The organism is Stenotrophomonas sp. YJH_SMC_20 (assembly GCF_059367845.1).
Genome location: NZ_JCAFRG010000014.1, coordinates 42,873 through 66,826, shown reverse-complemented (window position 1 = coordinate 66,826; position 23,954 = coordinate 42,873). Strand labels below are relative to the sequence as shown.

Sequence of the window (23,954 nt, the reverse complement as noted above, 5' to 3'; positions counted from 1 at the left end):
CAGCGGCAACATGCCGCATCCGGCACTGGAAGTGCGCCGCTGGCGGCCGCAGGGTAGAGACCGAGTGCTGGCCCCAAGGCCCCGCTCCCTTCCACAGTTGCTGCCGGGGCGCCCTGCGAAGGGCGCCCCGTTTCTACGCGCGCCGCCCGCCGTGGCCCAAAACAGACCCGCTTGTGGCCGGATCGAGTGTTGTCGCGTTCGACATATCGATATATCGTTTGCACACTCGTTTACCGATATATCGAAATGAGCCGTTCCCCTTCTCCCCGAGCCCGTTCCACCGATCCGGCGGTGCCCCGCCGCAACGGCCAGCCACGCGTGCTGAGCCGCGGTGACCTGCGCCTGCTGGTGCTGGCCCTGATCGGCGAGCAGCCGCGCCATGGCTACGAGCTGATGCAGCTGATCAGCAACCAGTTCATGCAGGCCTATACGCCCAGCGCCGGCACCATGTACCCGCTGCTGGCCAGCTTCGAGCAGGCCGGCTGGATCGAGGCCGAGGAAGTGGACGGCAAGCGGATCTTCCGCATCACCGCTGCTGGCGAGTTCGAGCTGAAGGTGCAGCGCACCCAGGTACGCCTGGCGCAGCGGCGTGCCTTCGACCGTGCCCGCGAGATCACCAAGGCTTCGCTGCCGCCGCCGCTGGCCACTGCCCTGCGCGAGTTCAAGCGGGCGCTGGTGCATCACCACGGCCGCTGGGCCGAGGGTGAGGCGGACGAAGTGGCGGCACTGCTGACGCGGGCCTCGGCCCTGCTCAACGGTACCGCCGGCAGCGAGAGCCCACCGTTTTCAACGACCCAGCCAGACTGACTCCAGCCAGGTCTCCCCCATGCCGCGCGCCCCCGCGCGACACCTTTACAGGTAACCCCCATGACCGAACACAACAACACGCGCCTGCGCCTGGATGTGCGCTTCCGTGAATTGACCGTGCTGCGCACTGAAGAGGTCACCCCGCACATGCGCCGCATCGTGCTGGGTGGCGCAGAGCTGGCCGGTTTCGATTCGCCCGGCGCCGACGACCACATCAAGCTGTTCTTCCCCAACGCTGCGGGCGAGATGGTGCTGCCGGTGCTGACCGCCGAAGGCCGCAGCTACCCGGACGGCAAGGTGCCTTCGCCGTCGCGTGACTACACCCCGCGCTGGTGGGACCATGAAGCCGGCGAGCTGGCCATCGACTTCGTGCTGCACGACCAGGGCGTGGCCGGGCCATGGGCCGAACGCGCACAGCCGGGCGACACGCTGGTGATCGGCGGTCCGCGCGGCTCGTTCGTGGTGGCCGACACCTACGACGCCTACGTGCTGATCGGCGACGAGACCGCACTGCCGGCCATCGCCCGTTGGCTGGACGTGCTGCCGGACGGCGCCGAGGTGCAGGCCTTCATTGAAGTGCGCGACGAAGCCGAACGCCAGGACCTGCCGCAGTACGAGAACGTGCGCATCCACTGGCTGGAACGCAATGGCTTCCCGGCGGCCAGCAGTACGCTGCTGGAAGACATGCTGACCGACTTCGAGGCCCCGGACGGCGATGTCTTCTACTGGATCGCCACCGAATCGCGCCGCGCACGGATGATGCGCAAGTTCATCGAAGGCCACCTGGGCGTGCCGCGGGACTGGATTCGTTCCACCGGCTACTGGAAGGCCCACCCGGACGAAACCGACGGCGATTGACCGGGCGGCCGGTGGGTGCGGACCCTGCTTGGTGGGTGCGGACCGTTGGTCCGCACACCTTTGACCATGTAGAGCCGAGCCCATGCTCGGCTGCTCTTCGTTCCGCGATCGGCGAACCCTCGCGCTGCGCGCGATGAGCCGAGCGTGGGCTCGGCTCTACAGGTATTCCGCCGCCCGGTTCAACGCATCAGCCGCCGAGCAATGCGACAATCGCGCTCCTTTCCTGCAGCAACGAGGCTCACATGGCCAAACTGACCCTGGCCAGCGTGGATGCGCTGCGCACCCGTTTCGCTGATGACGCCGCCTGCGATGCGGCGCTGGCCGCCTTCGCCGACACCGTTGCCCTGCGCACGCCGCTGCGCGAACTGGTGGAAGCACAGCACCGCTACCTGCAGGCCGAGTTCGAAGTGGCGCAGGTGGCCGATGTGCTGCGCCGCGACCAGAAGTACGCACCGGTGGGCCGGCCTTCGATCAACATCGTGCAGCTGCGCAAGCAGCAGGCTGCCACCAAGCAGGCGGCGCTGATCGCCCGCCAGAGGGTGGCGCAGGCGGCGCAGACGTTCGTGCGCGTGAGCGGGATGACGGTGAAGGCCAAGCAGAGCCCCAGCGAGGCGTGCGTGGCATGGTTGGGCGCGTTGCGCTGAGGGATCGTGCGGACCAACGGTCCGCACCCACCGACGTGGTAGTGCCGGCCGCTGGCCGGCAACCCCTGATCATCGGCACCTCGCATGCAGCCGGCCAGCGGCCGGCTCTACCGGAACCCAGAAAAGAAGGCCCGCTTTTCAGCGGGCCTTCTGCCTTCTCACGACGAGTGAGTGGGGTGCATCAGGCCGCCGGCTTTTCGCCGGTGGCTTCGGTGGTGATGCGGATCTTCACTTCATCGCTGACGTTCGGGGCGTAGGCGCCGACGCCGAAATCGCTGCGCTTCAGGGTGGTGGTGGCATCGAAGCCAGCCGCCGGAACCTTGGCCATCGGGTGCTCGCCGCCGCCGTTGACGGTGACGTCCAGGGTGACCGGCTTGGTGATGCCCTTGATGGTCAGGTCGCCGGTGACGGTCAGCTTGTTGGTGCCGGCCGCTTCCACCTTGGTGCTCTTGAAGGTGGCATCGGCGAACTTGGCGGCGTCGAAGAAGTCGGCGCTCTTCAGGTGCTCGTCGAACTTGGCGGTGAAGCTGTTCAGGCCGCTCAGCGGCAGCTTCACTTCCACGGTGGACTTGGTCACGTCTTCGGCGTTGTACACCAGGGTGCCTTCGACGTTGCCGAAGTGCGCGCTCGGGTTGGAGAAGCCGAAGTGGCTCCACTGCGCCAGCACGTCGGTGTGGCTCGGGTCCAGCTTGTAGGTGCCCGAGGCGATCTTGATCGCTTCGGCGGCCGGCGCGGCAGCGGCGGCATCGGCGGCCGGGGTGGCGGCCTGCTCGGTGGTGGCCGGGGCGGCGGCATCGGCAGCCGGGGCAGCGGTGTCGGCCGGCTTGGAGCAGGCGGCGATGGCCAGGGTCAGGGCCAGCGGCAGCAGCAGTTTACGGGTGGCGCTCATCTGAGGAACTCTCCGGATCGTAGGGTGGGTACACGGTGCAGCAATGGCCCGCCGCGGGACAGCGGGCCCGAAACCGATACAGCGACTTACGCGATGCGCGCCGCTTCGTCGAACGACAGGCGCGGCAGGCGCGGGAACAGGCCCGCCGGATCACCGTAACCCAGGTTGACCAGGAAATTCGATTTGATGGAGGTGCCGGCGAAGAAGGCTTCGTCGACCTTGGCCGGGTCGAAGCCGGACATCGGGCCGGCATCCAGGCCCAGCGCGCGCGCAGCCAGGATCAGGTAGGCACCCTGCAGGCTGCCGTTGCGGATGGCGGCTTCGTGGCGGCCTTCCTGCGGGCCGTCGAACCAGGCCTTGGCATCGGTGTGCGGGAACAGGTACGGCAGCTTCTCGTGGAAGTCCAGGTCGAAACCGATGATGACGGTGACCGGCGCGGCCATGGTCTTGGCCAGGTTGCCTTCGGACAGCGCCGGGGCCAGCTTGTCCTTGGCCTCCTTCGAGGTGACGAAGACGAAGCGCGCAGGCGTGGTGTTGGCCGCGGTGGGGCCCCACTTCACCAGGTCGTACAGTTCCTTCAGCAGGCTCTCGGGGACCGGCTTGTCGAGGAAGGCGTTCTGGGTGCGGGCCGTACGGAACAGCTGATCAAGGGCGGCGGCGTCGAGCGCGTGGGACATCGGTGGATCTCCAGGGCGGCGAAAGGAAGTCAGTGCCCGCGGGCGGCGCGGGGCGAAACGACGAGCCGCAGTGTAGAGTGTCGCGACTGTTGCAACACCCAGCAGGGCTGAAACGAATTAATGCCAATGGTGAAACGATCGAGCGCGCCATGGACGGTCACCGACGGCCGTGCGGGCAATGTCCGCCAGGCGGTCGCGCTGGCCTCGGCACTGCGCCAGGGCACCCACCGACCGCTGCTCCTGCAACCGCGCGCACCCTGGCGCTGGCTGTCGCCGCGGCGCCTGCCCGGCGATGTGAATGGCTATGGCGAGGCCTTCGCGACACTGGCTGCCGAGGCCCCGGCGCTGGCGATCGGCTGTGGCCGCCAGGCCGCCGGTGCCCTGCGCGTGCTGCGCGCACGCGGCAGCCAGGTGGTGCAGATCCTCGACCCGCGCATCAGCGCCCGCCATTGGGACGTGGTGGTGGTGCCCGAACACGATGCCCTGCGTGGCAGCAACGTGCTCACCCTGCTCGGCAGCCTCAACCCGGTGGACGACGACTGGCTGGCCTGGGGCCGCGCCGCGTTCGCCGGCTTCAGTACCCTGCCTGGCCCGCGCACGGCGCTGCTGGTGGGCGGGCCGACGCCGCTGGCACCGTGGGACGAGAACGCGATGGTCGGCGTATTCCAGGCGCTGGCCGAGCAGATCCGCAATGAAGGCGGCAGCCTGCTGGCAACCACCTCGCGACGCACGCCGCCGGCCCTGGCCGAGATCCTGCGCGCGAAGTTCGCCAACCTACCGCACGTGATCTGGGGCGATGGTGGCGACGGTACCAATCCCTATGGCGGCCTGCTCGGCTGGGCCAACCGCGTGGTGGTCTCGCCCGATTCGGTGAACCTGCTCTCTGAAGCCTGCGCCACGCGCATGCCGGTGATGGTGGCGCTGGCCGATACCGCGCAGGGTCGGCTGGCGCGCTTCCAGCAGCAGCTGCGCGAGCGCGGGCGGTTGCAGGCGCACTGGCTGGACTGGCAGTACGACCGCATCGAGCCGCTGCGCGAGACCGCTCGGGTAGCGGCGGAAGTGAAGCAGCGCCTGGCATTGGGGTAGTGCCGGCCGCTGGCCGGCAACGCTGTGCGCATTACCGAACACCGCCGATGCCGGCCAGTGGCCGGCACTACCGGGATGCACAGCGATTTCTGAACATTTCAATCTGCCCATACCGTTAGAGTCCGGTGCCCCCCACCGGACCGAATGCCTTCATGCGCACCCTGCTCCTGCTGCCCCTGGCCCTGCTCGCCGCGTGTTCGACCGCGCCCACCGAGCTGGACCCGATCTCCTATCAGTGCCAGCAGCAGCTGGACGCGTACCGCGAGCAGCCGGCGCTGCGCGATCCGAAGACGGGCGAGCGCCCGCCGCTGCCGATCGCCCCGATCAGCGATGCCTGCGACAGGGAACTCCAGCGCAAGGGCGTGGATCGCCCGCTGCGCTGAGCAGCGTATGATCGGCGCGCGGGCCTGCCCGCCGCCGAAGGTACCGACATGGATCGTTTTGCCCGCCTGCCCCGTGCCGCGCTGCTGATCGCCAGCCTGCTGGCGACCGCACCGGCCTGGGCCGACAGCACCGCCTGCCGCGAGCGCTACCCGAGCGTGGCGTCGCAGGCGGCGATGCTGGACGTGGCCTGGACCACCGCCGAACGCCTGGACGCGCTGCCCGATGTGGACGTGGTGGTGGCCGCGCGCGGTGGCCAGGACCTGAGCCGCTACGGCCTGCGCCACAGCCACCTGGCCTTCCTGCTGCGCGAGGACGACGGCCGCTGGCGCGCGATGCACCTGCTCAACCGCTGCAAGACCGACAGCTCGCAGCTGTACCACGAGGGCCTCGGCAACTTCGTCGGCGAGAGCGGCGGCCATACCGACCTGCGCATCGGCGTGCCGTCGGCCCCCTTGCGTGCGGCGCTGCGCGCGATGCTGGTGCCGCCCTCGATCCAGCCCAAGGCGCTGCACGAAACCAGGTACAACGTGGTCGCCTACCCGTTCGCCACCGACTACCAGAACTCCAACCAGTGGGTGCTGGAAGTGCTGGCGGCGGCGATGGCGCAGACCGAAGGCGCGCCGGCCATCGTCAAGCGCGAACAGGCACAGCAGTGGCTGCGCCAGCAGAAGTACCAGCCCAGCGTGCTGCATATCGGCCTCGGCAAGCGCGTGGGTGCGCGCCTGTTCGTAGCCAACGCCACCACCACCGACCATCCAGCCGGCGAACGCATCTCCGGCAACTATTCGGTGGTGACGGTGGAATCGGTGTTCGACTTCCTGCACCAGCGCAGCCAGCTGCAGCAGGAACTGGTGATCCCCCATGTGCCGGTGGCCGGTGCAACTGCCGCCACGCCCTGAATCCCGCAAGGAGAACGACATGCGTCCGCTGCTTACCTCTGTGTTGTCGATGGTGATCGTCACCGGCCTGGCCTGGTCCACGGCCGCCCACGCCGAACGCCGCATCGTGATCATCCACGACCCGGGCCCGCAGGGACCAAGCCTGGAAATGTCCACGCAGATGGTGGCCTCGGCCCGCGCTGCAGCGGCCAAGGAAGCGCAGGATGCCGCCGACGCCGGCCAGCCGCTGGCCCGCCCGCAGCAGATCAAGCTGCCGCAGATGGAGGTGAGTGCCATCTCCACTACCGTGGATGGCCGCCGCGAAGTGCTGCTGCGTGATGCCAACGATCCGCAGAACACCGCATCAATGCAGTATCCGCGCGGCGTCGGCGACCCGGCCGTGCAGTTCACCGTGGGCCAGACCGTGAATTTCGAGCCAACCGGCAACGACCAGGGCTGGCAGCTGAAGGACAACCAGGGGCGCCCGCTGGAGTACCTGCCCGAGGCCACCGGCCCGCGCGATATCTTCGATACCCGGCGCTGAGCCGCCGTCTCCCCCCTGACCAGGAGGTCTCCATGTTCCGTTGCCTGCGCGTTCCCGCTTCTGCATTGCTGCTCTCCGCGCTGCTGGTGCCCACCGTCCATGCCGGCGCCGCGCCGCAGTTGAACAGCAGCGAGGCCAGCGTGCTGATCACCTCGCTGATCGTGGTCTCGGTACCGCTCGCTGCATCGGCGGGCCTGTCCGAACTGTCCAAGGCGCCGTTCAAGGCCAGCGAACGCAACGGCCGGGCCACGCGCACCAAGGCCGTGCCGCTGCCGCCGATGGAGGTGAAGAAGGTGGAGACCACGCCGGAGGGCGAGCGCCAGGTACAGCTGCAGGTGCCCGACAAGGCCGATCAGACCGCCACCCTGCGCTGGCCGGCGCGCGTACATGAAGACCAGACGGCGGCCTTCGTGGTCGGCCAGCGGGTGCATTTCGAGCCCACCGAGGCCGGTGCCGGCTGGACTGTGAAGAGCGCGCAGGGCCAGGCCCTGGCTTACGTCCCCACCGCCTACGCCGCCGGTGACGTGATGAGTGAAGCGCTGTAAAGCTGAACGACCGTTTTTGGTTTTGCCACGGCCCGGGCGGATAATGGGTGATCCCCTTTCTCCCCCTGGCTCGCCATGTCCGTGCGTCCTGCCCCTCTGTTTGCCCCGCTGACCCCGCGCGCCCTGGTGCTGGCGGTACTGGCGATGGGCGCGGTGGTGCTGCTGTCCAACGTGCTGGTGCAGTACCCGATCAACGATTGGCTGACCTGGGGTGCCTTCAGCTATCCGGTCGCGTTCCTGGTCAGCAACCTGATCAACCGCCGCTTCGGCCCGGGCCCGGCGCGCCGCGTGGCGTGGATCGGCTTCGCGGTGGCGGTGTTGTTGTCGATCTGGGTGGCCACCCCGCGCATCGCCATTGCCTCCTGCTCGGCCTTCATCGTGGCCCAGCTGCTGGACATCACCGTGTTCGACCGCCTGCGCCGCGGCAGCTGGTGGCGCGCACCGATGGTGGCCACGACCTGCAGTGCGACGGTGGATACCACCATTTTCTGGTCGATCGCATTTGCCGGCTCCGCGCTACCGTGGGTGAGCTGGGCCGCCGGCGACCTGGCAGTGAAGCTGGCGATCGGCGTGTGCCTGCTGGCCCCGTTCCGCGCGCTGCTGTGGAAGATGGCGCCGCTGCGCGCCACCAGCTGACCGCCATTGCCCTGGTAGGTGCCAACCTTGGATGGCACATGAGCACGGTAGGTGCCGACCGTTGGTCGGCACGCCCCATCAGAGTTCATCACCGCTGACAGATTGTGCCGACCAACGGTCGGCACCTACCAACAGCGGATCATCCCCGGGCAATTGCTCTAATGGGTGCACCACTCACCCGAACGGCAACGCCGCCGCTCTGCACGCCGCCGTAATCGCCGCACACGCGTCTTCAATCGCGGGCGTGGTCGGTGCCAGTCGCGGGCGCCGGTCCAGCGTGCAGGCCAGGCCTACGTCGAGCAGCGTGGCATGCGCGGTATGCAGTGCCTGCGCGGTGGCACCGGGCAGGAAGCCCGCAACCGCCAGCGCATCTATCAACGACGGTGTATCGCGCGGCTGCAGCAGCGCGGGATGCTGCGCACTACGCGCCAGCACGCCGGTCTGCAGCAGGAACTCCAGGTCCACCACGCCACCGGCACCCTGCTTCAGGTCCAGTCGCGCAGCATCGCTGCGGTCCAGTTCGGTGCGCATGCGTCCACGCATCTTCAACACATCGGCATACAGCGTGGCCGGATCGCGTTCGCGGCCCAGCGTCTGTGCACGCACCTGTTCGAAATCGGCCAGCAGGCTGGCATCACCGGCCACGCCGCGTGCACGTACCAAGGCCTGGTGTTCCCAGGTCCACGCGCGTTCGCGCTGGTATTCGGTGTAGCTGGCCAACGAAGAAACCAGTGAGCCCTTGCCGCCATCCGGGCGCAGGCGCACGTCGATGTCGTACAGACGGCCGGCGGCGGTGACCGCACCGAGCAGCGCCATCACCTTCTGCGCCAGCCGCGCATACCAGCGCCCCGGTTCCAGCGGACGTGCGCCATCGCTGGCCTCCACGCCGGCCGGATTGTCGTGCAGGAATACCAGGTCCAGGTCGGAACCGAAGCCCAGCTCAAGCCCTCCGAGGCTGCCGTAGCCGATGATCGCGAAGCGCCCACCAGGAATCACGCCGTGTGCCGCGCGCATGTCCGCTTCGGCCATCGCCAGCACGGTGGTGACCACCGCCTGGGCCAGCTCGGCCAGTTGCCGCGTGCTGTCCACTGCGCCCTGTCGACCGTCCAGCGTGGCCATCGCCATGCGGAAGCTGAGCGCCAGCCGCGTCTCGTTGAGCCAGCGCAGTGCGGATTCGGGGTCTTCCACCGCCAGCACCTGCTGGCACTCGGCCAGCATGCCGGACGCATCGGGCATCGGTCCGGACACGCGCACGTCCAGCAGTTCGTCCAGCAGCAGCGGGTACGCGGCCAGCCGCTCGGCCAGCAGCGCGCTGCGCGCCAGCACATCCACCAGCCGCGCCAACGCGCTCGGTTGTTCGTCCAGCAGCGCGAGATAGCTGGTCCGGCGCAGCACCGCCTGCAGCAGGCCAAGCACGCGCTTGAGCGCGGCATCGGGTTGCGGCGAGCGCGTGGCCGCATGCAGCAGCGCCGGCAGTACGCGATCCAGCCGTGCACGCGCGGCGTCGGACAGGGACTTCACGCCGGTGCCCTGGGCGAAATCGCGCAGCGACTGATCGGCGCCATTGGCATCGAGGAAACCGGCTTCCGCCAGCAACGGCGCGTTGCTGCCCTCGGGCAGGCTGCGCCAGTAGTTGGCCAGCGCGTCGGGCGCGGCCTGGCCCTTGCGCGGGGCCAGCAGCGCGGCGAATTCGGTGCTGACCCGCTGCTGCTGTTCGGCCAGTGCCGCGCGCAGTACCTCCCAATCCGGGTAGCCGAGGCCAATGGCAATGCGCGCGCGGTCCAGCGCGTCGCTGGGCAGCACGTGGGTCTGCGCATCGCGCAGCATCTGCAGGCGGTTCTCCAGCCGGCGCAGGAACAGGTAGGCGTCACGCAGCGCGCTGCCATCCTCGGGCGCGATCTGCCCCGCGGCCACCAGCGCGTCCAGTGCCACCAGCAGGCGGCGCTCGCGCAGCGCAGGTTCGCGGCCACCGCGGATCAGCTGCAGCGCCTGGCACAGGAACTCGATCTCGCGGATGCCACCGGCGCCGCGCTTGATGTCTTCGTGCAGCTCGCGGCGCGCGACTTCGGCGGTGATCGCTGCCTTCATCTCGCGCAGGCCATCGAGCGCGGTGAAATCGAGGTAGCGGCGGTACACGAACGGGCGCAGGGTCTGCAGCCACGCTTCACCGGCGGCGATGTCGCCGGCGACCGCGCGCGCCTTCAGCCACGCATAGCGCTCCCAGTCGCGGCCTTCGCGCTGGAAATACTGGTCCATCGCCGCGAACGACAGCGCGACGCGGCCGGCGCTGCCGAACGGCCGCAGGCGCAGGTCAACGCGGTGGCTGAAGCCATCGACGGTGGTTTCGTCCAGCAGCTTGGCCAGGCGCTGGCCGAGGCGGGCGAAATACTCTTCGGCGGCCAGCGCGCGCGGGCCGTCGGATTCGCCGCCGTGCGGGTAGGCGTAGACCAGGTCGATATCGGAACTGAAGTTGAGCTCGCCGCCGCCGAGCTTGCCGAGGCCGAACACCACCAGCTGCTGCGCGGCGCCTTCGCCATCGCGGACCACACCGTGGCGCTGGGCGAATTCCTGCTGCAGGGCGTCCAGCGCCAGCCGCAGGCAGTCCTCGGCCAGGGTGGTGGCGCCGGCGAGGGTCTGCGGCACGTCGTCGAGGCCGGCCAGGTCGCGCCAGATCAGCCGCGTGGACATGGCGGTGCGCCAGCGCCGTATCTGCGCCGGCCAGTCGCTGGGCTGAAGCGGATCGAGCACCGGCGCCGGGATCGGCGGGCAGCCGGGCGCGGCCAGCTGCGCCAGCAGCGCCGGTTGCCGCACGAGGGTGTCCAGCGCGAAGTCACTGGTCACCGCCAGCCGGGTCAGCAGCGGCAGCAGTTCGGCAGGAATGGGCTCGGGCAGGACCTGGGCCAGGCGCGCCAGGGCGCGGTCGACAACGGGCTGGAGGGCGGCGGACAGTTCGGCGGGGGCGAGGGTCATGGGCGGATTGTATCGACCCGGTCGGGACGCGACGGACCCGGTAGTGCCGGCCGCTGGCCGGCAGATCCCATGATCCTGCCGAAGGTTGCTGCAGTTGCCGGCCAGCGGCCGGCACTACCGATAATGGAGGCCGCGCATTCATACTGGGCGACAGGCAATAAAAAAGCCCGCTTGCAGCGAACTGCCAGCGGGCTCTGCTCCCTCCCCCACGTCGGGATGCAGGGCCATCGTGCGGGCTGCGAAAGCACTTTGCACGCTGCACTGCAAAACAGAACCGATGGGTATGGGTGAGCCCCTTGGGGGAAAAGCCATTCCACGAAGGTAGAACCCCCCGTACGGATGAGGATGGCCGATAATCGGGATTCCCCCCAGAAACACTGTCGTCATGTCTGTTGATCGCATCGCCAACGCGCGTCTCCGTGACCGCGTGGTCTCCGCCGAGGCCGCAGCCGCGCTGATCCAGCCCGGTGAAACCGTGGCCATGAGCGGCTTTACCGGCTCCGGGTATCCCAAGGCCGTTCCCGTGGAACTGGCCCGCCGCATCGAAGCGGTGCACGCCCAGGGCAATCCCTTCCAGATCAAGCTGATGACCGGCGCGTCGACCGCGCCGGAACTCGATGGCGCGCTGGCCAAGGCCGATGGCATCGCCATGCGCATGCCGTTCCAGAGCGACCCGGACGCGCGCAACCGTATCAACGAGGGCAAGCTGGATTACATCGACATCCACCTCAGCCACGTTGCCCAGCACGTGTGGTTCGGTTTCTACGGCGAGATCGACACCGCCGTGATCGAAGTCTCGGCCATCCGCGAGGACGGTTCGCTGGTGCCCTCCACTTCGGTCGGCAACAACAAGACTTGGCTGGACCTGGCCAGGAAGGTGATCGTCGAGGTCAACGAATGGCAGCCGGCCGGCGTTGACGGCATGCACGACATCTACTACGGCACCGCGCTGCCGCCGCACCGCAAGCCGATTCCGCTGGTGAACGCCAACGACCGCATCGGCGACACCGCGCTGCGCTGCGACCCGGACAAGATCGTGGCCGTGGTGCGCACCAACGGCCCGGACCGCAACAGCCCGTTCAGCCCGATCGATGCAACCAGCGAACAGATCGCTTCGCACCTGATCGAGTTCCTCAAGCACGAGGTGAAGAAGGGCCGCCTGCCGCCGAACCTGCTGCCGCTGCAGTCGGGCGTGGGCAACATACCCAATGCCGTGCTGGCCGGCCTGGCCAAGAGCGGTTTCCGCGACCTGGCCGCGTTCACCGAAGTGATCCAGGACGGCATGCTCGACCTGCTGCGCGACGGCGTGCTGAGCTACGCCTCGTGCACCGGCTTCGCGCTGAGCCCGCAGGCCAACGAGACGTTCAAGGAGAACATCGATTTCTACCGCGAGCGCATCATCATGCGCACGCAGGAAATCTCCAACCATCCGGAACTGGTGCGCCGCCTGGGCTGCATCGGCATGAACGGCATGATCGAGGTGGACATCTACGGCAACGTCAATTCGACGCACGTGATGGGCACGCGCATCATGAACGGCATCGGCGGTTCGGGTGACTTTGCCCGCAATGGTTTCCTGTCAGCGTTCCTGAGCCCGTCCACCGCCAAGAACGGCACCATCTCGGCGATCGTGCCGATGGCCAGCCATGTCGATCACACCGAGCACGATGTGTCGGTGATCGTCACCGAACAGGGCCTGGCCGACCTGCGCGGGCTGACCCCGCGCAAGCGCGCGCAGGTGCTGATCGACAACTGCGCGCACCCGGATTTCCGCCCGCAGTTGCAGGATTACTTCGACCGTGCCAGCCGCGAGAGCTACGGCAAGCACACCCCGCATCTGCTGCCGGAAGCGCTGTCGTGGCACCAGCGCTGGCTGGATACCGGAACGATGAAGGGCTGACCCCAGGGTCCGGACATCGGGTAGAGCCGGCCGCTGGCCGGCTTCCCCAACAGCCGGCCAGCGCCCGGCTCTACAAAGGGGCCGCTCCGCAGAATCCCTGTAGAGCCGAGCCCACGCTCGGCTCCACGGCAAGCGGTTTACCCGCGCAGCGCCGCCAGCGATTCGGCCTGCAGCCGCTCGTAGATCTCGAACTCGTCGTTCACCGCCACGCCCAATGCCTGCTCGAAGGCCTCGCGGTTGGCATGCGCGGCATAGGCGCGCTGTTCTTCGCCACCCAGGTTCGACTGGAAAATACCTGCGGCGCTGACCGGCAGGAAATCCTCGTAGACGATCGGATCGGCCGTGGCCAGGCCGGCGGCCACCAGCACTTCAGCGGGAAGATCGGCCACGCGCTCCGGCGCGGCGCGGCCGGCGTCGGTCAGCTGGTAGCGGTAATACCCCAGGCCTTCCTGGCGCAGCGTGTCATGGTCATCCGGGAAGCTGGCGAACACCGCCTGCAGGCGCTGGCCGTAGTCGCCGCCGGTGCTGCCTTCGCCACCGGCGTCGCGGGCCTGCGACAACAGTTGGTCGTACAGCGCGCGGCCCTTCGGGGTCAGCGCCAGGCCGCGTTGTTCGATCTCGCCGAAGCGCGCGGTATGCGTGCCGGCGTCACCACCTTCGGCATCCGGGAAATGAACGGCTTCTTCCAGGGCCTTGAAGCTGGTCTGGCGCAGCAGGATCGGGCAGGCACGGCGCGGCGGACCTTCGATGACCGCCTTGGCCGCCATGCCGTGCTCGATCATTGCCGCCTGCGCCGCGTCGATGTCCAGCGTGCGCGGGGTCAGGTGGTTGATGTGCGGGCCACGGAAGCTGACCACGTCGGCCACCAGCCGGTGCGCGTTGTGCAGCGCGCGGTAGGTCGGCAGGTCGACCGTGGCGTCACCATGCCAGCGGAAGGTTTCCAGTGCTTCATCGACGAAGCGCTCGGCATCGGCCTGCGACAGGCCGCCGTCACGCTCGGCCTGCTCGATCAGTGCCAGTGCGCCGTCGGTAAAGATGCGGCGGCGTGCCAGGATCTTCGCCGACTCGGCACGCAGCGCTTCATCTTCGATCAGTTCCAGGCGCAGCAGCGAGGTGAACACGCGGAACGGATTCTGTGCCAGCGCCGCGCCGGTGAGTGGGCGGAACGCGGTGGAGTGCACCGGCACGCCGGCCACCGACAGGTCGTAGTAGCCGACGGGGTACATGCCCATCACCCCGAACAGGCGGCGCAGCGTCGCCAGCTCCTGCGCGGTGCCGACGCGGATCGCGCCATGACGCTCTTCATCCAGGCGCGCACGCTCGTCGTTGCGCTGCAGCTGCGCGGCCAGCGCCGGGTCATGGGCAAGCACCTGCGCGTTGATCCGCTCCACCAGTTCCACCAACGTGCCGTACAGCGGCACTTCGGTGCGGTACATGCGGGACATGGCCTGCGCAAACAGGCGGCGGATCACATCAGGCGAAACGAAAGAGGCGCTCATCAGTCACTCGATTACGGGAACGGGGAACAGCTCGGACCCGTATTGTCGCCGGAGCGCCCGGCGGCGGCGATACGCAGAGCAACATAAGGAAACCGGTAGTGCCGGCCGGTGGTCGGCAACCTCCGGATGCCTGGAATGGTGCAGGTGCCGGCCAGCGGCCGGCACTACCGCTTGAGCTGGCGCTTCAGGGTGGCATCCAGCGTGATCGGCCGGTCCCAGTGCTGGTAGCTGGCCACGATGGCATGGCGCACAGCCCGGTAGTGCAGATTGTCCGGCTTGGTGGGCATGCGCTTGACCACCGCCTCCCAGCCGCCCTCCGGGTCCTGGCTGAAGGCACGCACGCTGTCGCGGCAGGTCTGGCCACTGGCCTTGGCCCAGAAGCAGGCGAAATAGATGTCTCCGGCCTGCCAGCCGTGGGTGGTGAACAGCGCGCTGATGTAGCCGCGCGGCACGTCGGCATAGCGCGACACTTCGTCGAGGAAAGCGTCGGGGTAGCGTTCGGCGTAATGGTTGATGTCCCGCAGCTGGGCATCGACCCAGCTGTCGCCGGTGTCCACTTCGTAGGCGCTTGAGCGCTCGGCGGTCTGCTGGGCCAGCACGGTGGCCGGCGCCAACAGCAGGGACAACATCAGCGCGCGCAGTCGGTGGTTCATGCCCCGATTCTGCCGCAGCCGACGGGCCCTGTCAGGCCGCAGCGGCCTTGGCCTCGATCGCCGCCAGTGCGGCCGGCCAGTCGTGGGCGGTATCGGCAGTGACCATGCGCGGTTCGTCGTCGGCCACGCCATGCTGGGTCTCGTGGGCCCAGGTCACTGCGTACGGGGTATGCACGCCCCAGCCACCCAGGGTGACCACCGGCTCGATGTCCGAGCGCAGCGAGTTGCCGACCATCACGAAGCGCTGCATCGGCAGGTCGAATTCGGCCAGCACGCGGGCGTAGGTCTCCGGGTCCTTCTCGGAAACGATCTCGATGCGCGGGAAGAGCTCGGCCAGGTTGGCGACCTTGATCTTCGCTTCCTGGTGGAACAGGTCGCCCTTGGTGATCAGCACCACCGGGTAGTGCTCGGCGATGGCCGCCACCGCTTCGCGCACACCGTCGATCAGCTCGACCGGGTGGCGCAGGGTGTCGTGGCCAATCTCCAGGATGCGCTGGATGTCCTTGGCCTCGATGCGCTGGCCGGTGATGTCGATGGCCGCTTCGATCATCGACAGGGTCATGCTCTTGACGCCGTAGCCGAAGGTGCCCAGGTGGCGCTGCTGCACTTCCAGCAGGTGGCGCGCGGTCTGGGTGTCATGCACGTCGACGTAGCGCGACAGCAGGTCAAGATAATCCTGCTCGGCCTTGCGGTAGTAGTCCTCGCTCTTCCACAGCGTATCGTCACCGTCAAAACCGACCAGGCCGATGGCGCGCGACGGCGCAGGCGTGGAGGTGTTCATCGCGCAAGGATACAGGGGCCGTGGTGACGAAAAAAACCCGGGCGGCCGAAGCCGCCCGGGTTCCCATACGCCCCGATACAGGTCTTACCTGCCCTGCGCACCCTGCGCTGCGCCGCCGGCGCCGGCCTGCTGGGCGGCCACATAGGCCTTGTACTCATCGGCGCTCAGCTCACCGTCCTTGTTGGTATCGGCCTGGTCGAACACCTGGGCCAGGCCGGCGTTCACCTGCGCCTCGGTCTTGCTGATGGTGCCGTTGCCATCGGTATCGATGCTGGCCCAGGTCTGGCCACCGCCGTTGGCCTGGGCCGAGGCCGCTGCGGCCGCATTGGTTGCCTGGTCAGCCGCCTGGCCCGCCTGTGCCGCTGCCTGCTGCGCCTGGGCGGCCTCGTTCTGTGCCTGCGCGGCCTGCTGCTTGGCCGACTGGGCCATCGCCGGGATGGCCAGCACGCTGCCGGCGGCGACGATCAGGGCGATCAGGGGCTTGCGGTTGCGAATAGTCATCAGGGGTGTCTCCTACCGATTGGGTGGTGTTGCGCGGCGTGTTGATTCCGCACGGCACCTACCCTGCCACCGCGTTTCTGAATCGATTTTGCGCCGCGACCGGCGCCCACACGCGCGATTAACCACTGGCCTCCACGCATGCTTTAGCGCGGTGGTTAGGGTGAAGTGAGTGGCTCATAAGATGCGCATTCAGCGCCTCTGCATTTAACCGGCAGGCAACGAAAAACCTGCGTCAGTCGACGGTTTTTTCCGATGACCGCGAACTGAACAACACCCATGCAAGAGCAACACCGGCGAGCGCACCGGCGATTTCCAGCACCACACGGCTGCCGAGCTCGTTGGGATCGTGGATGGTGGCCAGGAAGATGCGCGCGTACAGCGGCGATTCCAGCCGCACGATGCCCATGTAGAACAGCTTCCATGCATCGATGCCGGCGGAGATGATCACGGCGATGACGCAGGACCAGCCGATCGCATGCCCCGCTGTCCAGTGCAGGAGCCGGCACAGCTGCGACCACAGGAAGTACACCAGCAGCCCGACCAGCATGGCGATGGCGCCGGCTTCCAGGGTACCGAGCAGGCCGAAGTGCAGAGGAAGGTTCATCGGGTGGGCAGGGATGAAGAGGCGGCCAGTGTAAGGGATCTGCGCCGGACCCAATCCGGCAGCCATAGTAGATCCACGCCATGCGTGGATGAATCTCCATCCAAATCGAATATCTCGACGATTGAACAAGGAGCAGCCGAGCATGGGCTCGGCTCTACAACGGACCACGCGGGAAACTGCCAGAGGCGGGGCGGTGCCCTGCCGATACCGCCTAAAGCACTGGCACGTCGTACGCGGTGCCGGAATCCGGTTCGGGCTGCAGGGTGTAATGCCACCACTCCTGCGGATAGTTGACGAAGCCACGGCGCGCCATCGCCTGCACCAGCTGCTGGCGGTTCGCCTGCTGCACAGTGCTCAGCCCGCTCGTCTGCGTATGCGCACGTGGCCCGAAGAAGTCGAAGTCGGTGCCCATGTCCAACGGCGCACATGCACCGCTGCGGCAATCCAGCAGGCCCAGATCCACCGTGGCACCGCGGCTGTGGCCGGAGCGCTCGGCGATGTAGCCGTCAGCCAGCAGGCGTGGCTTGTCCAGATCCGGGTACTGCTGCGCCTTGCGCGAGCGCTCGCGCGGATCGTTCACCCAGGCCATGAACGCCTGCACTGAACGCACCGGCCGGTAGCAGTCGTAGAGGCGCAGGCCGAAGCCATCGGCGCGCAGGTCCTGTTCCACCTGTGCCAGTGCCTTTGCCACCGGCGCCAGCAGATAGCACGATGGCGCCTCGTAGCCGGGCACGCGCGCACCGGTGAAGTTGTTGGCACCCGCATAGCGGATATCCAGGTCGATTCGCGGCGACAGCGTGCGGATCTCCACCAGTCCGGCGCTGGCCGCGTCGGTGGCCGGTGAAACGCGCGGTGGCTCAGCGGCGCCGGTGGTCGCCGCCAGGGCAATCGCCAGTACGAGTGAAATGCAGGTCCTGGAAGTCATAGCTGAAGTCGATGTCCGGATCGATGGCGCGCAGGTCCAGTGTCGGTGCCGGGCCCTCGCCCGGCCGCAGCCACGCCTGTGCATCGTCACCCAGCGTATCCCAGCGCAGCAGCCAGCGCCCCTGCAGCTGCAGCACGGCTCCCTGCAGGCGGGGCGACTTGTCCACGCTGAAGCGCAGGCCGTCCTTGCCTGGGCACAGCGATGCGGGCCCCAGCCAGGGATCGCTGTAGCGCCCCTGCCAACGCGGCAGATCGGAAGCCGACGCCTGCCGCGCATCCGACGTCGGCGGCCGCTGGTGCCCGGTTGCCGCACGAGCGGCCTGGTCCGCCTTCAGTTCGGCCAGGTATTCCATCGCCGGGCGCGCATCATTGGGGGCGGTGAAGCGTTTCAGTGCGGCCTGCATCAATGCGGTGCGCGCATCCTCGCCTTCACCGTTGATCAGCATCACCACGCCCACCTTGCGGTCAGGCAACAGCGCCAGCGACGAGTACATGCCCGACAGGGTGCCGGTGTGCGCCACCTTCCACTGCCCATCCATGTCCGACACCCGCCAGCCATAGCCGTAGCCATAGAAATGCGCGTTGTCCCAACGCCGCTGGCGTTCACCCAGCGCCATCGGCATGTGCAGGGTCCACAGCGTACGGCGCTGCTCAGCGTCCAACCAGCCAGGTGCCAGGGCGGGATCGAGCAGCACCTGCATCCAGCGCGTCATGTCGCGCAGCGAACAACGGATGCCGCCGGCCGCCATCGACGGCAGGTCCGGGCTGATCGCTCCATCCGCGTTCACTACCGCGTTGCGATCACCGCGCCAGGCATGCGGCTGCGCCACGTTGCCCACGCGCTTCACCGACCACGCCCCCACCTGGCAGCGCGTCATGCCCAGTGGTTCGAACACCTGCTCGCGCATCAGCTGGTCGTACGGCTTGCCACCCGCTGCCGCCGCCACTTCCCCGGCCACCACGTACATCAGGTTGTCGTAGGCGTAGCGGCTGCGGAAGCTGCTGACCGGTTTCAGGTGCGCCAGCCCCGCGATGATGTCCGCACGGGTGAACGCGTTCGGTTCCGGCCACAGCATCAGGTCACCGGCGCCCAGGCCCAGGCCGCTGTTGTGGATCAGCAGGTCGCGCACCTGCATCTGCTCGCCCACCCACGCATCGTGCATGCGGAAGCCCGGCAGATATTGCTGCACCGGATCCTCCCAGCGCAGCTTGCCCTGCTGCACCAGCCGCGCCAGCAGCGCGGCGGTCATCGCCTTGCTGTTGGAGGCGATCTTGAACAGCGTGTCCTGGTCGATGCGGCCGCCGTCGCCACGCGCGCCTTCGGCGTGGCGATAGACCACCTGCCCGTTGTCGACCACCGCCATGGCCAGCCCGGGCAGGTGCTCGTGCTGGACCACGGCGGCGACGTCGGCATCGAGGGAGGCGATATCGGTCGGCGAAGCGGACGGTGCGGCCAGTGCCGCCGCGACGATCAGCAGGTGGTACATGCGCGCAGCCCCTCCATTGCCCGCGCCGTCACGGTGGGCGGCGCGGATCGTGGCCTCAGAAGTTCCAGGTCACCACCAGCTGTGTATAGCGAGGGGCCTGCCAGCGCGTCCCGGTGGCGAACGTCGCTTCGCGGTACTGGCCGGGCTGCGCTTCATAGCGCTGGTGCACGTTGATGGTCTTCTGGTTGTTGAACAGGTTGTACACAGACAGCCGTGCACTGAGATCGATGCCCTCCACCGGCAAACGCCAGGTCACGTTGGCGCCCATGGTCCAGGTCCACGGCAGGCGACCGAACGCACCGCGTGGGCTGTACTCGAACTGCCGCTGGTTGTACGGGCCGGAACAGTTGGCCACGCACAGCCAGCCGGTACCACCGCCGCTACCCTCGCTGGAAGTACTGCCACCGGCGATGGAATCGTTTGGCCACATCACGCCGTAGGCAGTGATCGGGCCACCGGACTGCACCTGCAGCGTGGTACCGAACGACCATTGCTTGTTCAGCGCGTAAGCGGCACGCAGCTTGAACTGGTGGCGGAAGTCGTTGAACAGCACGCCATAGCGCTCGTTGGTGGCCGGATGGTCCCAGAACTGGACCATGCCGGTGTCGCCGTAGTTGGTATCGGAATTCACCGGGCCTTCGAAATTGCCCTCGCTCTTCGACCACAGGTAGGACGCGTTGAACATCCACTTCTCGTCCCAGGCACGGTCGATCTGGAACTCCAGTGCCTTGTAGGTGCGCTTGGGCTTGGAGTAACCGATCACCTCGCCGCTGCCGCCCTTCCGATAGCCGCTGTTGGCGGTGTCAATGGTGATCCAGCCTTCGGTGGCGCAGCCGATGCTCCTGTCGCCCCAGATCGTCAGACTCTCGCCCGGGTTGGCGATCGGCCACAGCGTGCTGGGGGTCGGGCCGCATGGGGTGTAATTGATGCGGATGTCGTCCAGCGCACGGGTCATGCGTCGATAGGTGGCGTTGACGCCCCACGACCATGCCTGGTTGATCATGTTCTGGAAGCCCAGGATGTACTCGTCCTGGTAGACCGCCTTGAGGTCGCGATCCACACTCTGGCGCAGGTCGGCACCGCCGGTGTTCATGCGGGTGTCGGTCGGCCCGATCTGCTGGCCGACGACCGGTGCCATGTACGGTGAGCCGGTCGGCGAGGTTTTCCGCTCCCAGCCATTGAGCACGTAGTAGCTGTACTCGTCGGTCAGGCCACCTGCGAAATTCACGTTGATGTTGTTGGTGACAGGCAGGTAGTAGCGGCCGGCGTTGCCGAACAGCTTGGTGCTGCCATCACCGCGCATGTCCCACGAGAAGCCGACGCGAGGTGCGATCAGGTCATCCATCTTGATGAACGCCTTGCCGGCGGCGGTACGGTTCTCGAAACGGTCCCAGCGCACGCCCAGGTTCAGCATCAGGTTCGGGGTGATGTTCCAGATGTCTTCCACGTACAGCGCATTGGCTTCGGTCTCGAACGTGCCGCCCGACTTGCGGTTGCGCGCACGCAGCATTTCGGTAACGCCAGCCGGTACGTAGGCATTGGCACCGTCCCAGACTTCATCGCCGGGGCGCGCCACGTAGGCGGTGTAGCTCAGTTCGGTCGGGCCGGGGTAGCGGGTGGACTGCTTTGTGGTCATCAGCTCACGGTCGACACCGAAGCGCAGCAGGTGGTCACCCAGCTGCCATTCGAAGTCCAGTCGCGCCACGTCACGGGTATCGTCACGCTCGGCCACTGCCGTGCCCGTGGGGTGGCAGCCTGCGCGCAGGCCCTGCAGCTTGCCCAGGCGCGGGCCGTAGGTACTGTCGGTGAACACGGGGCTGCAGGCCTGATCCAGCGATGAATTGGTGAAGGCACGCTGGTTGTTCTGGCCGACCATGGCGCGCGCGGTGAAGTTCTGTCCGAAGTGGCCGGTGTAGGTGGCCGACCAGTTGCGGCCGCCGGTCTCGGTGACCGAATCGCCGCCCCAGGCGCCGAGCTGGTCGGCGTTCCAGTTGTAACCGTACGACGCATTGGTGACATCGCCCTCATCCGAGAACGCCAGCAGCGCCAGGCTGTGGTTGTCGTTGATGTTCCAGTCCAGCTTGGTGCCCCAGAAGCCGTTGCCGGAATCGTTTTTGAACCAGGTACTGCCATCGGACGAGGTGTTGTGTCCCTTGTCGCTGCGGTCTTCGTACATCGCGAACAGGAACAGCTTGTCCTTGACGATCGGGCCGGAGCCCCACACGTTGGTCTTCAGGAAGGAGTTGTTGTCGCGGCTGCCGTAGGAATGCGGGGTGCCGTCGCGGTGGAAATGATCGCCGCCACTGGCGCGCCACGCACTGGGCTCGGCGGTGACTTCAACACCGCCCTCGAATTCGTTGCTGCCCGAACGGGTCACCGCATTGATCACGCCACCGGTGGAGCGGCCGAACTCGACCGAGTAGCCACCGGTCTTGACCTGGAACTCCTTGAAGAAGGCGAACGGCGCGGTGCTGAAGCCGCGACGGGTATACATGTCGGTGACATTCAGGCCATTGATGAAGACCGCATTCTCGGCCACCGATGAACCAGCGAATGACAGGCCGCCGAATGACGAGTTGCCGCCGACCACGCCCGGCGCCATCAGCGCGACCGCAGACAGGTCCTGCGCCACCGGCAGCCGCGAGATCTCCTGGCGGTTGATGTTGAAGGATGTCTCGGTGGAGTAGACATCCACGCGGTTGACCACGCGGGTGCCGACCACCTGCAGCGCATCGAGATTGGTGACGCCGCCGCCACTGGCCAGGTTGACCGTGGTGGTTCCGCCTACTGCCACACTGACAGCAATCTGATCGCCCAGCTTCTGGCCATCGCGGCTGAGCTGCAGCTGGTAGTCACCTACCGGCAGCTGGCCGAGGCGGTAGCTGCCGTCGGCGCCGACGGTGACGGTACGGGTCAGACCCGTACTGTTGCTGACCACGGTCACCTGGTCGCCCGCGGTTGCACGGCCGGCAACTGCGCCGCTCACGTTCTGTGCCATCGCGATGCCGGGCAGCACTACGCCCAGACACGCCCCAAGGGCGACGCACAACGCCGCCCGCTTGATGCTGTAAGCCTTCATCCCCTGCTCTCTCCTGCAAGAATTGAATGGTGTGGAATGCGGTGTGTCGCGCTAGCGTTGCCTGGCTGGCAGTACCCGCCACTGGAAGTCGTAGCTCCATTGGTCGAAGTACAGGTTGCCGCCTGCCCACTCGGCCTCGCCGCGCTGCGAGTCGACCGTTTCCGAGCGGAAGTGCTGCTTGGCCGGCACGAAGGGCTGGCCGAAATCGTCGTTGAAGGCGATGCGGTAGCCGTCGAGGCCACCCAGGTAGAAATCGCGCAGTGCAGGCACATCGCTGGCAAGCGCGCCGGTGGTCACGTCCATCGGCAGCCAGCCATACGGCGCCAGGTAGACCTGCCCCCAGTCATGCAGGTTGTTGTAGCCGCTGCCATCGCCGGAGAACACCATGCCCGACTGCCAGCGCGCGGGAATGCCGTTCATGCGCAGCAGCGCGATCAGCAGCAGGGTCTGTTGGCCGCAGTCGGCATGGCCGGCATGCAGCGCGTAATCGCTGATGTTGCTGAGCGTGGAGTATTCGCGCGCACCGGCCCAGGGAATGCGATCCACGGCAGCAAACAGCTTGCGCAGCACTTCATACGGACGTGTCTCGCCCTGCAGTACCTGGTCGGAGAACAGCTTCAGCGCCGGGGTGAAGCGCACATGCGGCAGCTGCTCGGCCAGATAGGGCTTCAAGGCCGGATCAGCCGGGGTTGGCTGTACCTTGGCCGGGTCGATCGCGGTATGCCGGGCGAGGATCGTGACCGCGTAGCGGATCTCGAAGCGCGTCGGCTGCCCAGCCACTGCCTTGGCTTCCAGGTACGCGGTGCGCTGCAGGGTACTGGCCGGTGCCACCCGCGCCTTGCCCGGGGTGCTGCCCAGCCACTGCACCTGTTCCTGCTGCCCGGGGATTTCGCGCGGGTACGGAATCCAGGCCCGTACAGTTTCGCCGGCCGGGACGGCGTCGGCCTTTACCGTGAGCGACTGGGTGAATTCGTAGCGCTGCGGCAGTACCGACGCCTGGCCACTCTGTTCGGCCGCGGCAACCACGCCTGCGTGGTGGGCGTTGAGCACTTCGTTGGGGCCCGGAGGCGGCATCGGTGCATCCGTGCGGCGGCGCGCGCGTGCTTCGTCGCTGAGCAGGAACAGGTTCGACGGTGCGCGCTTGAAGTACCAACGCTCGCCATCGGTATCGAGATGCTCGATCAGGCCGAGTTGGTCCCAGCGCGCAAATTCCTCGTCGGTCAGATCGGGAATCCAGCGGCGCACGGCCGCCTTGGCCGCGGCCTCGTCGAGGGAAAAATCCAGGCGGATGCGGCGCATGCGCTCGCGCTGGAAGGTCCCCTCGGTGGTATCGCCTGCCGTTGCCAGCAGCGCTTCGGCATCGCTGAAGCGACCGCTGTCGATCAGGTCGATCACCTGCGTCTGGCGCGCCCGCTGCTGGCTGCTATGCCCATCCGTCGCGTGCGTGGCCGACACCCACAGCAGCAACACGGCACCCAGGCCGGCGGCGGCAGTCAGACGCGGTTTGCGAACGGCAGGATCCACAGCGACACTTCCCCAGCGCGGGTGGTAATGGCTGTGTAACACGGGCCGGGATGCCGGTCAATAATTTATTCTTGCTTTCCATGC

22 protein-coding genes are annotated in these 23,954 nt (G+C 67.4%); 10 read left to right on the top strand and 12 right to left on the bottom strand.

The window, feature by feature from the left end; all coding sequences use genetic code 11:
* The first annotated feature begins 246 nt into the window (after positions 1-246).
* The 3 genes from AC5P6A_RS19430 (at position 247) to AC5P6A_RS19420 (ending at position 2,309) form a co-directional block, all read left to right on the top strand.
* Positions 247-807: a PadR family transcriptional regulator gene (locus AC5P6A_RS19430; protein ID WP_099604733.1), complete on the top strand. Its 561-nt coding sequence runs from the start codon at positions 247-249 to the stop codon at positions 805-807.
* Between the two features lie 60 nt (positions 808-867).
* Positions 868-1,665, top strand: a complete 798-nt coding sequence (locus AC5P6A_RS19425; RefSeq protein WP_155028863.1) for a siderophore-interacting protein — start codon at positions 868-870, stop codon at positions 1,663-1,665.
* Positions 1,666-1,907: 242 nt separating this feature from the next.
* Positions 1,908-2,309 carry a hypothetical protein gene (locus AC5P6A_RS19420; protein WP_346714974.1) on the top strand — a complete coding sequence of 134 codons (402 nt, stop codon included), beginning with the start codon at positions 1,908-1,910 and terminating at the stop codon, positions 2,307-2,309.
* 181 nt (positions 2,310-2,490) lie between these two features.
* Here AC5P6A_RS19420 and AC5P6A_RS19415 read toward each other — a convergent pair whose 3' ends face one another.
* On the bottom strand, positions 2,491-3,198 hold the full coding sequence (locus AC5P6A_RS19415) for a YceI family protein (RefSeq protein WP_005415047.1): 708 nt from the start codon (positions 3,196-3,198) through the stop codon (positions 2,491-2,493).
* A gap of 86 nt (positions 3,199-3,284) precedes the next feature.
* Entirely contained in the window at positions 3,285-3,875 is a 591-nt protein-coding gene (locus AC5P6A_RS19410; RefSeq protein WP_005415046.1) for a malonic semialdehyde reductase, read from the bottom strand.
* Positions 3,876-4,001: 126 nt separating this feature from the next.
* On the opposite strand from AC5P6A_RS19410, the gene AC5P6A_RS19405 reads away from it, so the two are divergent.
* The 6 genes from AC5P6A_RS19405 (at position 4,002) to AC5P6A_RS19380 (ending at position 7,948) form a co-directional block, all read left to right on the top strand.
* The gene (locus AC5P6A_RS19405) at positions 4,002-4,961 is read left to right on the top strand and encodes an ELM1/GtrOC1 family putative glycosyltransferase (RefSeq protein WP_171953332.1); all 960 of its coding nucleotides are present in this window, start codon (positions 4,002-4,004) and stop codon (positions 4,959-4,961) included.
* Between the two features lie 152 nt (positions 4,962-5,113).
* Positions 5,114-5,344 carry a hypothetical protein gene (locus AC5P6A_RS19400; protein ID WP_005415044.1) on the top strand — a complete coding sequence of 77 codons (231 nt, stop codon included), beginning with the start codon at positions 5,114-5,116 and terminating at the stop codon, positions 5,342-5,344.
* 48 nt (positions 5,345-5,392) lie between these two features.
* On the top strand, positions 5,393-6,244 hold the full coding sequence (locus AC5P6A_RS19395; RefSeq protein ID WP_329846755.1) for a DUF2145 domain-containing protein: 852 nt from the start codon (positions 5,393-5,395) through the stop codon (positions 6,242-6,244).
* Between the two features lie 19 nt (positions 6,245-6,263).
* A complete protein-coding gene (locus AC5P6A_RS19390) occupies positions 6,264-6,767 on the top strand; it encodes a hypothetical protein (RefSeq protein ID WP_031269949.1) in 504 nt (167 codons plus the stop codon).
* A 32-nt stretch (positions 6,768-6,799) separates the two neighbouring features.
* The gene (locus AC5P6A_RS19385) at positions 6,800-7,312 is read left to right on the top strand and encodes a hypothetical protein (RefSeq protein WP_019662190.1); all 513 of its coding nucleotides are present in this window, start codon (positions 6,800-6,802) and stop codon (positions 7,310-7,312) included.
* Positions 7,313-7,387: 75 nt separating this feature from the next.
* Complete coding sequence (locus AC5P6A_RS19380) at positions 7,388-7,948, top strand: queuosine precursor transporter (RefSeq protein ID WP_019662191.1); 561 nt, start codon at positions 7,388-7,390, stop codon at positions 7,946-7,948.
* Positions 7,949-8,122: 174 nt separating this feature from the next.
* Here the strand turns inward: AC5P6A_RS19380 and glnE are convergent, their stop codons facing one another.
* Positions 8,123-10,918, bottom strand: a complete 2,796-nt coding sequence (gene glnE, locus AC5P6A_RS19375) for a bifunctional [glutamate--ammonia ligase]-adenylyl-L-tyrosine phosphorylase/[glutamate--ammonia-ligase] adenylyltransferase (protein WP_495222365.1) — start codon at positions 10,916-10,918, stop codon at positions 8,123-8,125.
* Between the two features lie 385 nt (positions 10,919-11,303).
* Here glnE and scpC point away from each other — a divergent pair, with 385 nt between their 5' ends.
* The gene (gene scpC / locus AC5P6A_RS19370; protein WP_021202957.1) at positions 11,304-12,818 is read left to right on the top strand and encodes a succinyl-CoA:acetate CoA-transferase ScpC; all 1,515 of its coding nucleotides are present in this window, start codon (positions 11,304-11,306) and stop codon (positions 12,816-12,818) included.
* Positions 12,819-12,955: 137 nt separating this feature from the next.
* On the opposite strand, the gene hglS is transcribed toward scpC, so the two are convergent.
* From hglS to AC5P6A_RS19325, 9 genes are all read right to left on the bottom strand, one after another.
* Complete coding sequence (gene hglS, locus AC5P6A_RS19365; protein ID WP_346714976.1) at positions 12,956-14,317, bottom strand: 2-oxoadipate dioxygenase/decarboxylase HglS; 1,362 nt, start codon at positions 14,315-14,317, stop codon at positions 12,956-12,958.
* A 164-nt stretch (positions 14,318-14,481) separates the two neighbouring features.
* A complete protein-coding gene (locus AC5P6A_RS19360; RefSeq protein WP_155028856.1) occupies positions 14,482-14,970 on the bottom strand; it encodes a hypothetical protein in 489 nt (162 codons plus the stop codon).
* Positions 14,971-15,001: 31 nt separating this feature from the next.
* Positions 15,002-15,751 carry an HAD family hydrolase gene (locus AC5P6A_RS19355; RefSeq protein WP_021202954.1) on the bottom strand — a complete coding sequence of 250 codons (750 nt, stop codon included), beginning with the start codon at positions 15,749-15,751 and terminating at the stop codon, positions 15,002-15,004.
* 84 nt (positions 15,752-15,835) lie between these two features.
* On the bottom strand, positions 15,836-16,252 hold the full coding sequence (locus AC5P6A_RS19350) for an EF-hand domain-containing protein (protein ID WP_019662197.1): 417 nt from the start codon (positions 16,250-16,252) through the stop codon (positions 15,836-15,838).
* A gap of 232 nt (positions 16,253-16,484) precedes the next feature.
* Entirely contained in the window at positions 16,485-16,856 is a 372-nt protein-coding gene (locus AC5P6A_RS19345) for a hypothetical protein (protein WP_019662198.1), read from the bottom strand.
* 211 nt (positions 16,857-17,067) lie between these two features.
* Entirely contained in the window at positions 17,068-17,781 is a 714-nt protein-coding gene (locus tag AC5P6A_RS19340) for a M15 family metallopeptidase (protein WP_194445580.1), read from the bottom strand.
* Complete coding sequence (locus AC5P6A_RS19335; RefSeq protein WP_019662200.1) at positions 17,714-19,267, bottom strand: serine hydrolase domain-containing protein; 1,554 nt, start codon at positions 19,265-19,267, stop codon at positions 17,714-17,716. The genes AC5P6A_RS19340 and AC5P6A_RS19335 overlap by 68 nt, the downstream gene beginning before the upstream one ends.
* A gap of 55 nt (positions 19,268-19,322) precedes the next feature.
* The gene (locus AC5P6A_RS19330; RefSeq protein WP_346714978.1) at positions 19,323-22,346 is read right to left on the bottom strand and encodes a TonB-dependent receptor; all 3,024 of its coding nucleotides are present in this window, start codon (positions 22,344-22,346) and stop codon (positions 19,323-19,325) included.
* Between the two features lie 51 nt (positions 22,347-22,397).
* Positions 22,398-23,870: a transglutaminase-like domain-containing protein gene (locus tag AC5P6A_RS19325; RefSeq protein WP_329843257.1), complete on the bottom strand. Its 1,473-nt coding sequence runs from the start codon at positions 23,868-23,870 to the stop codon at positions 22,398-22,400.
* Positions 23,871-23,954 lie beyond the last annotated feature (84 nt).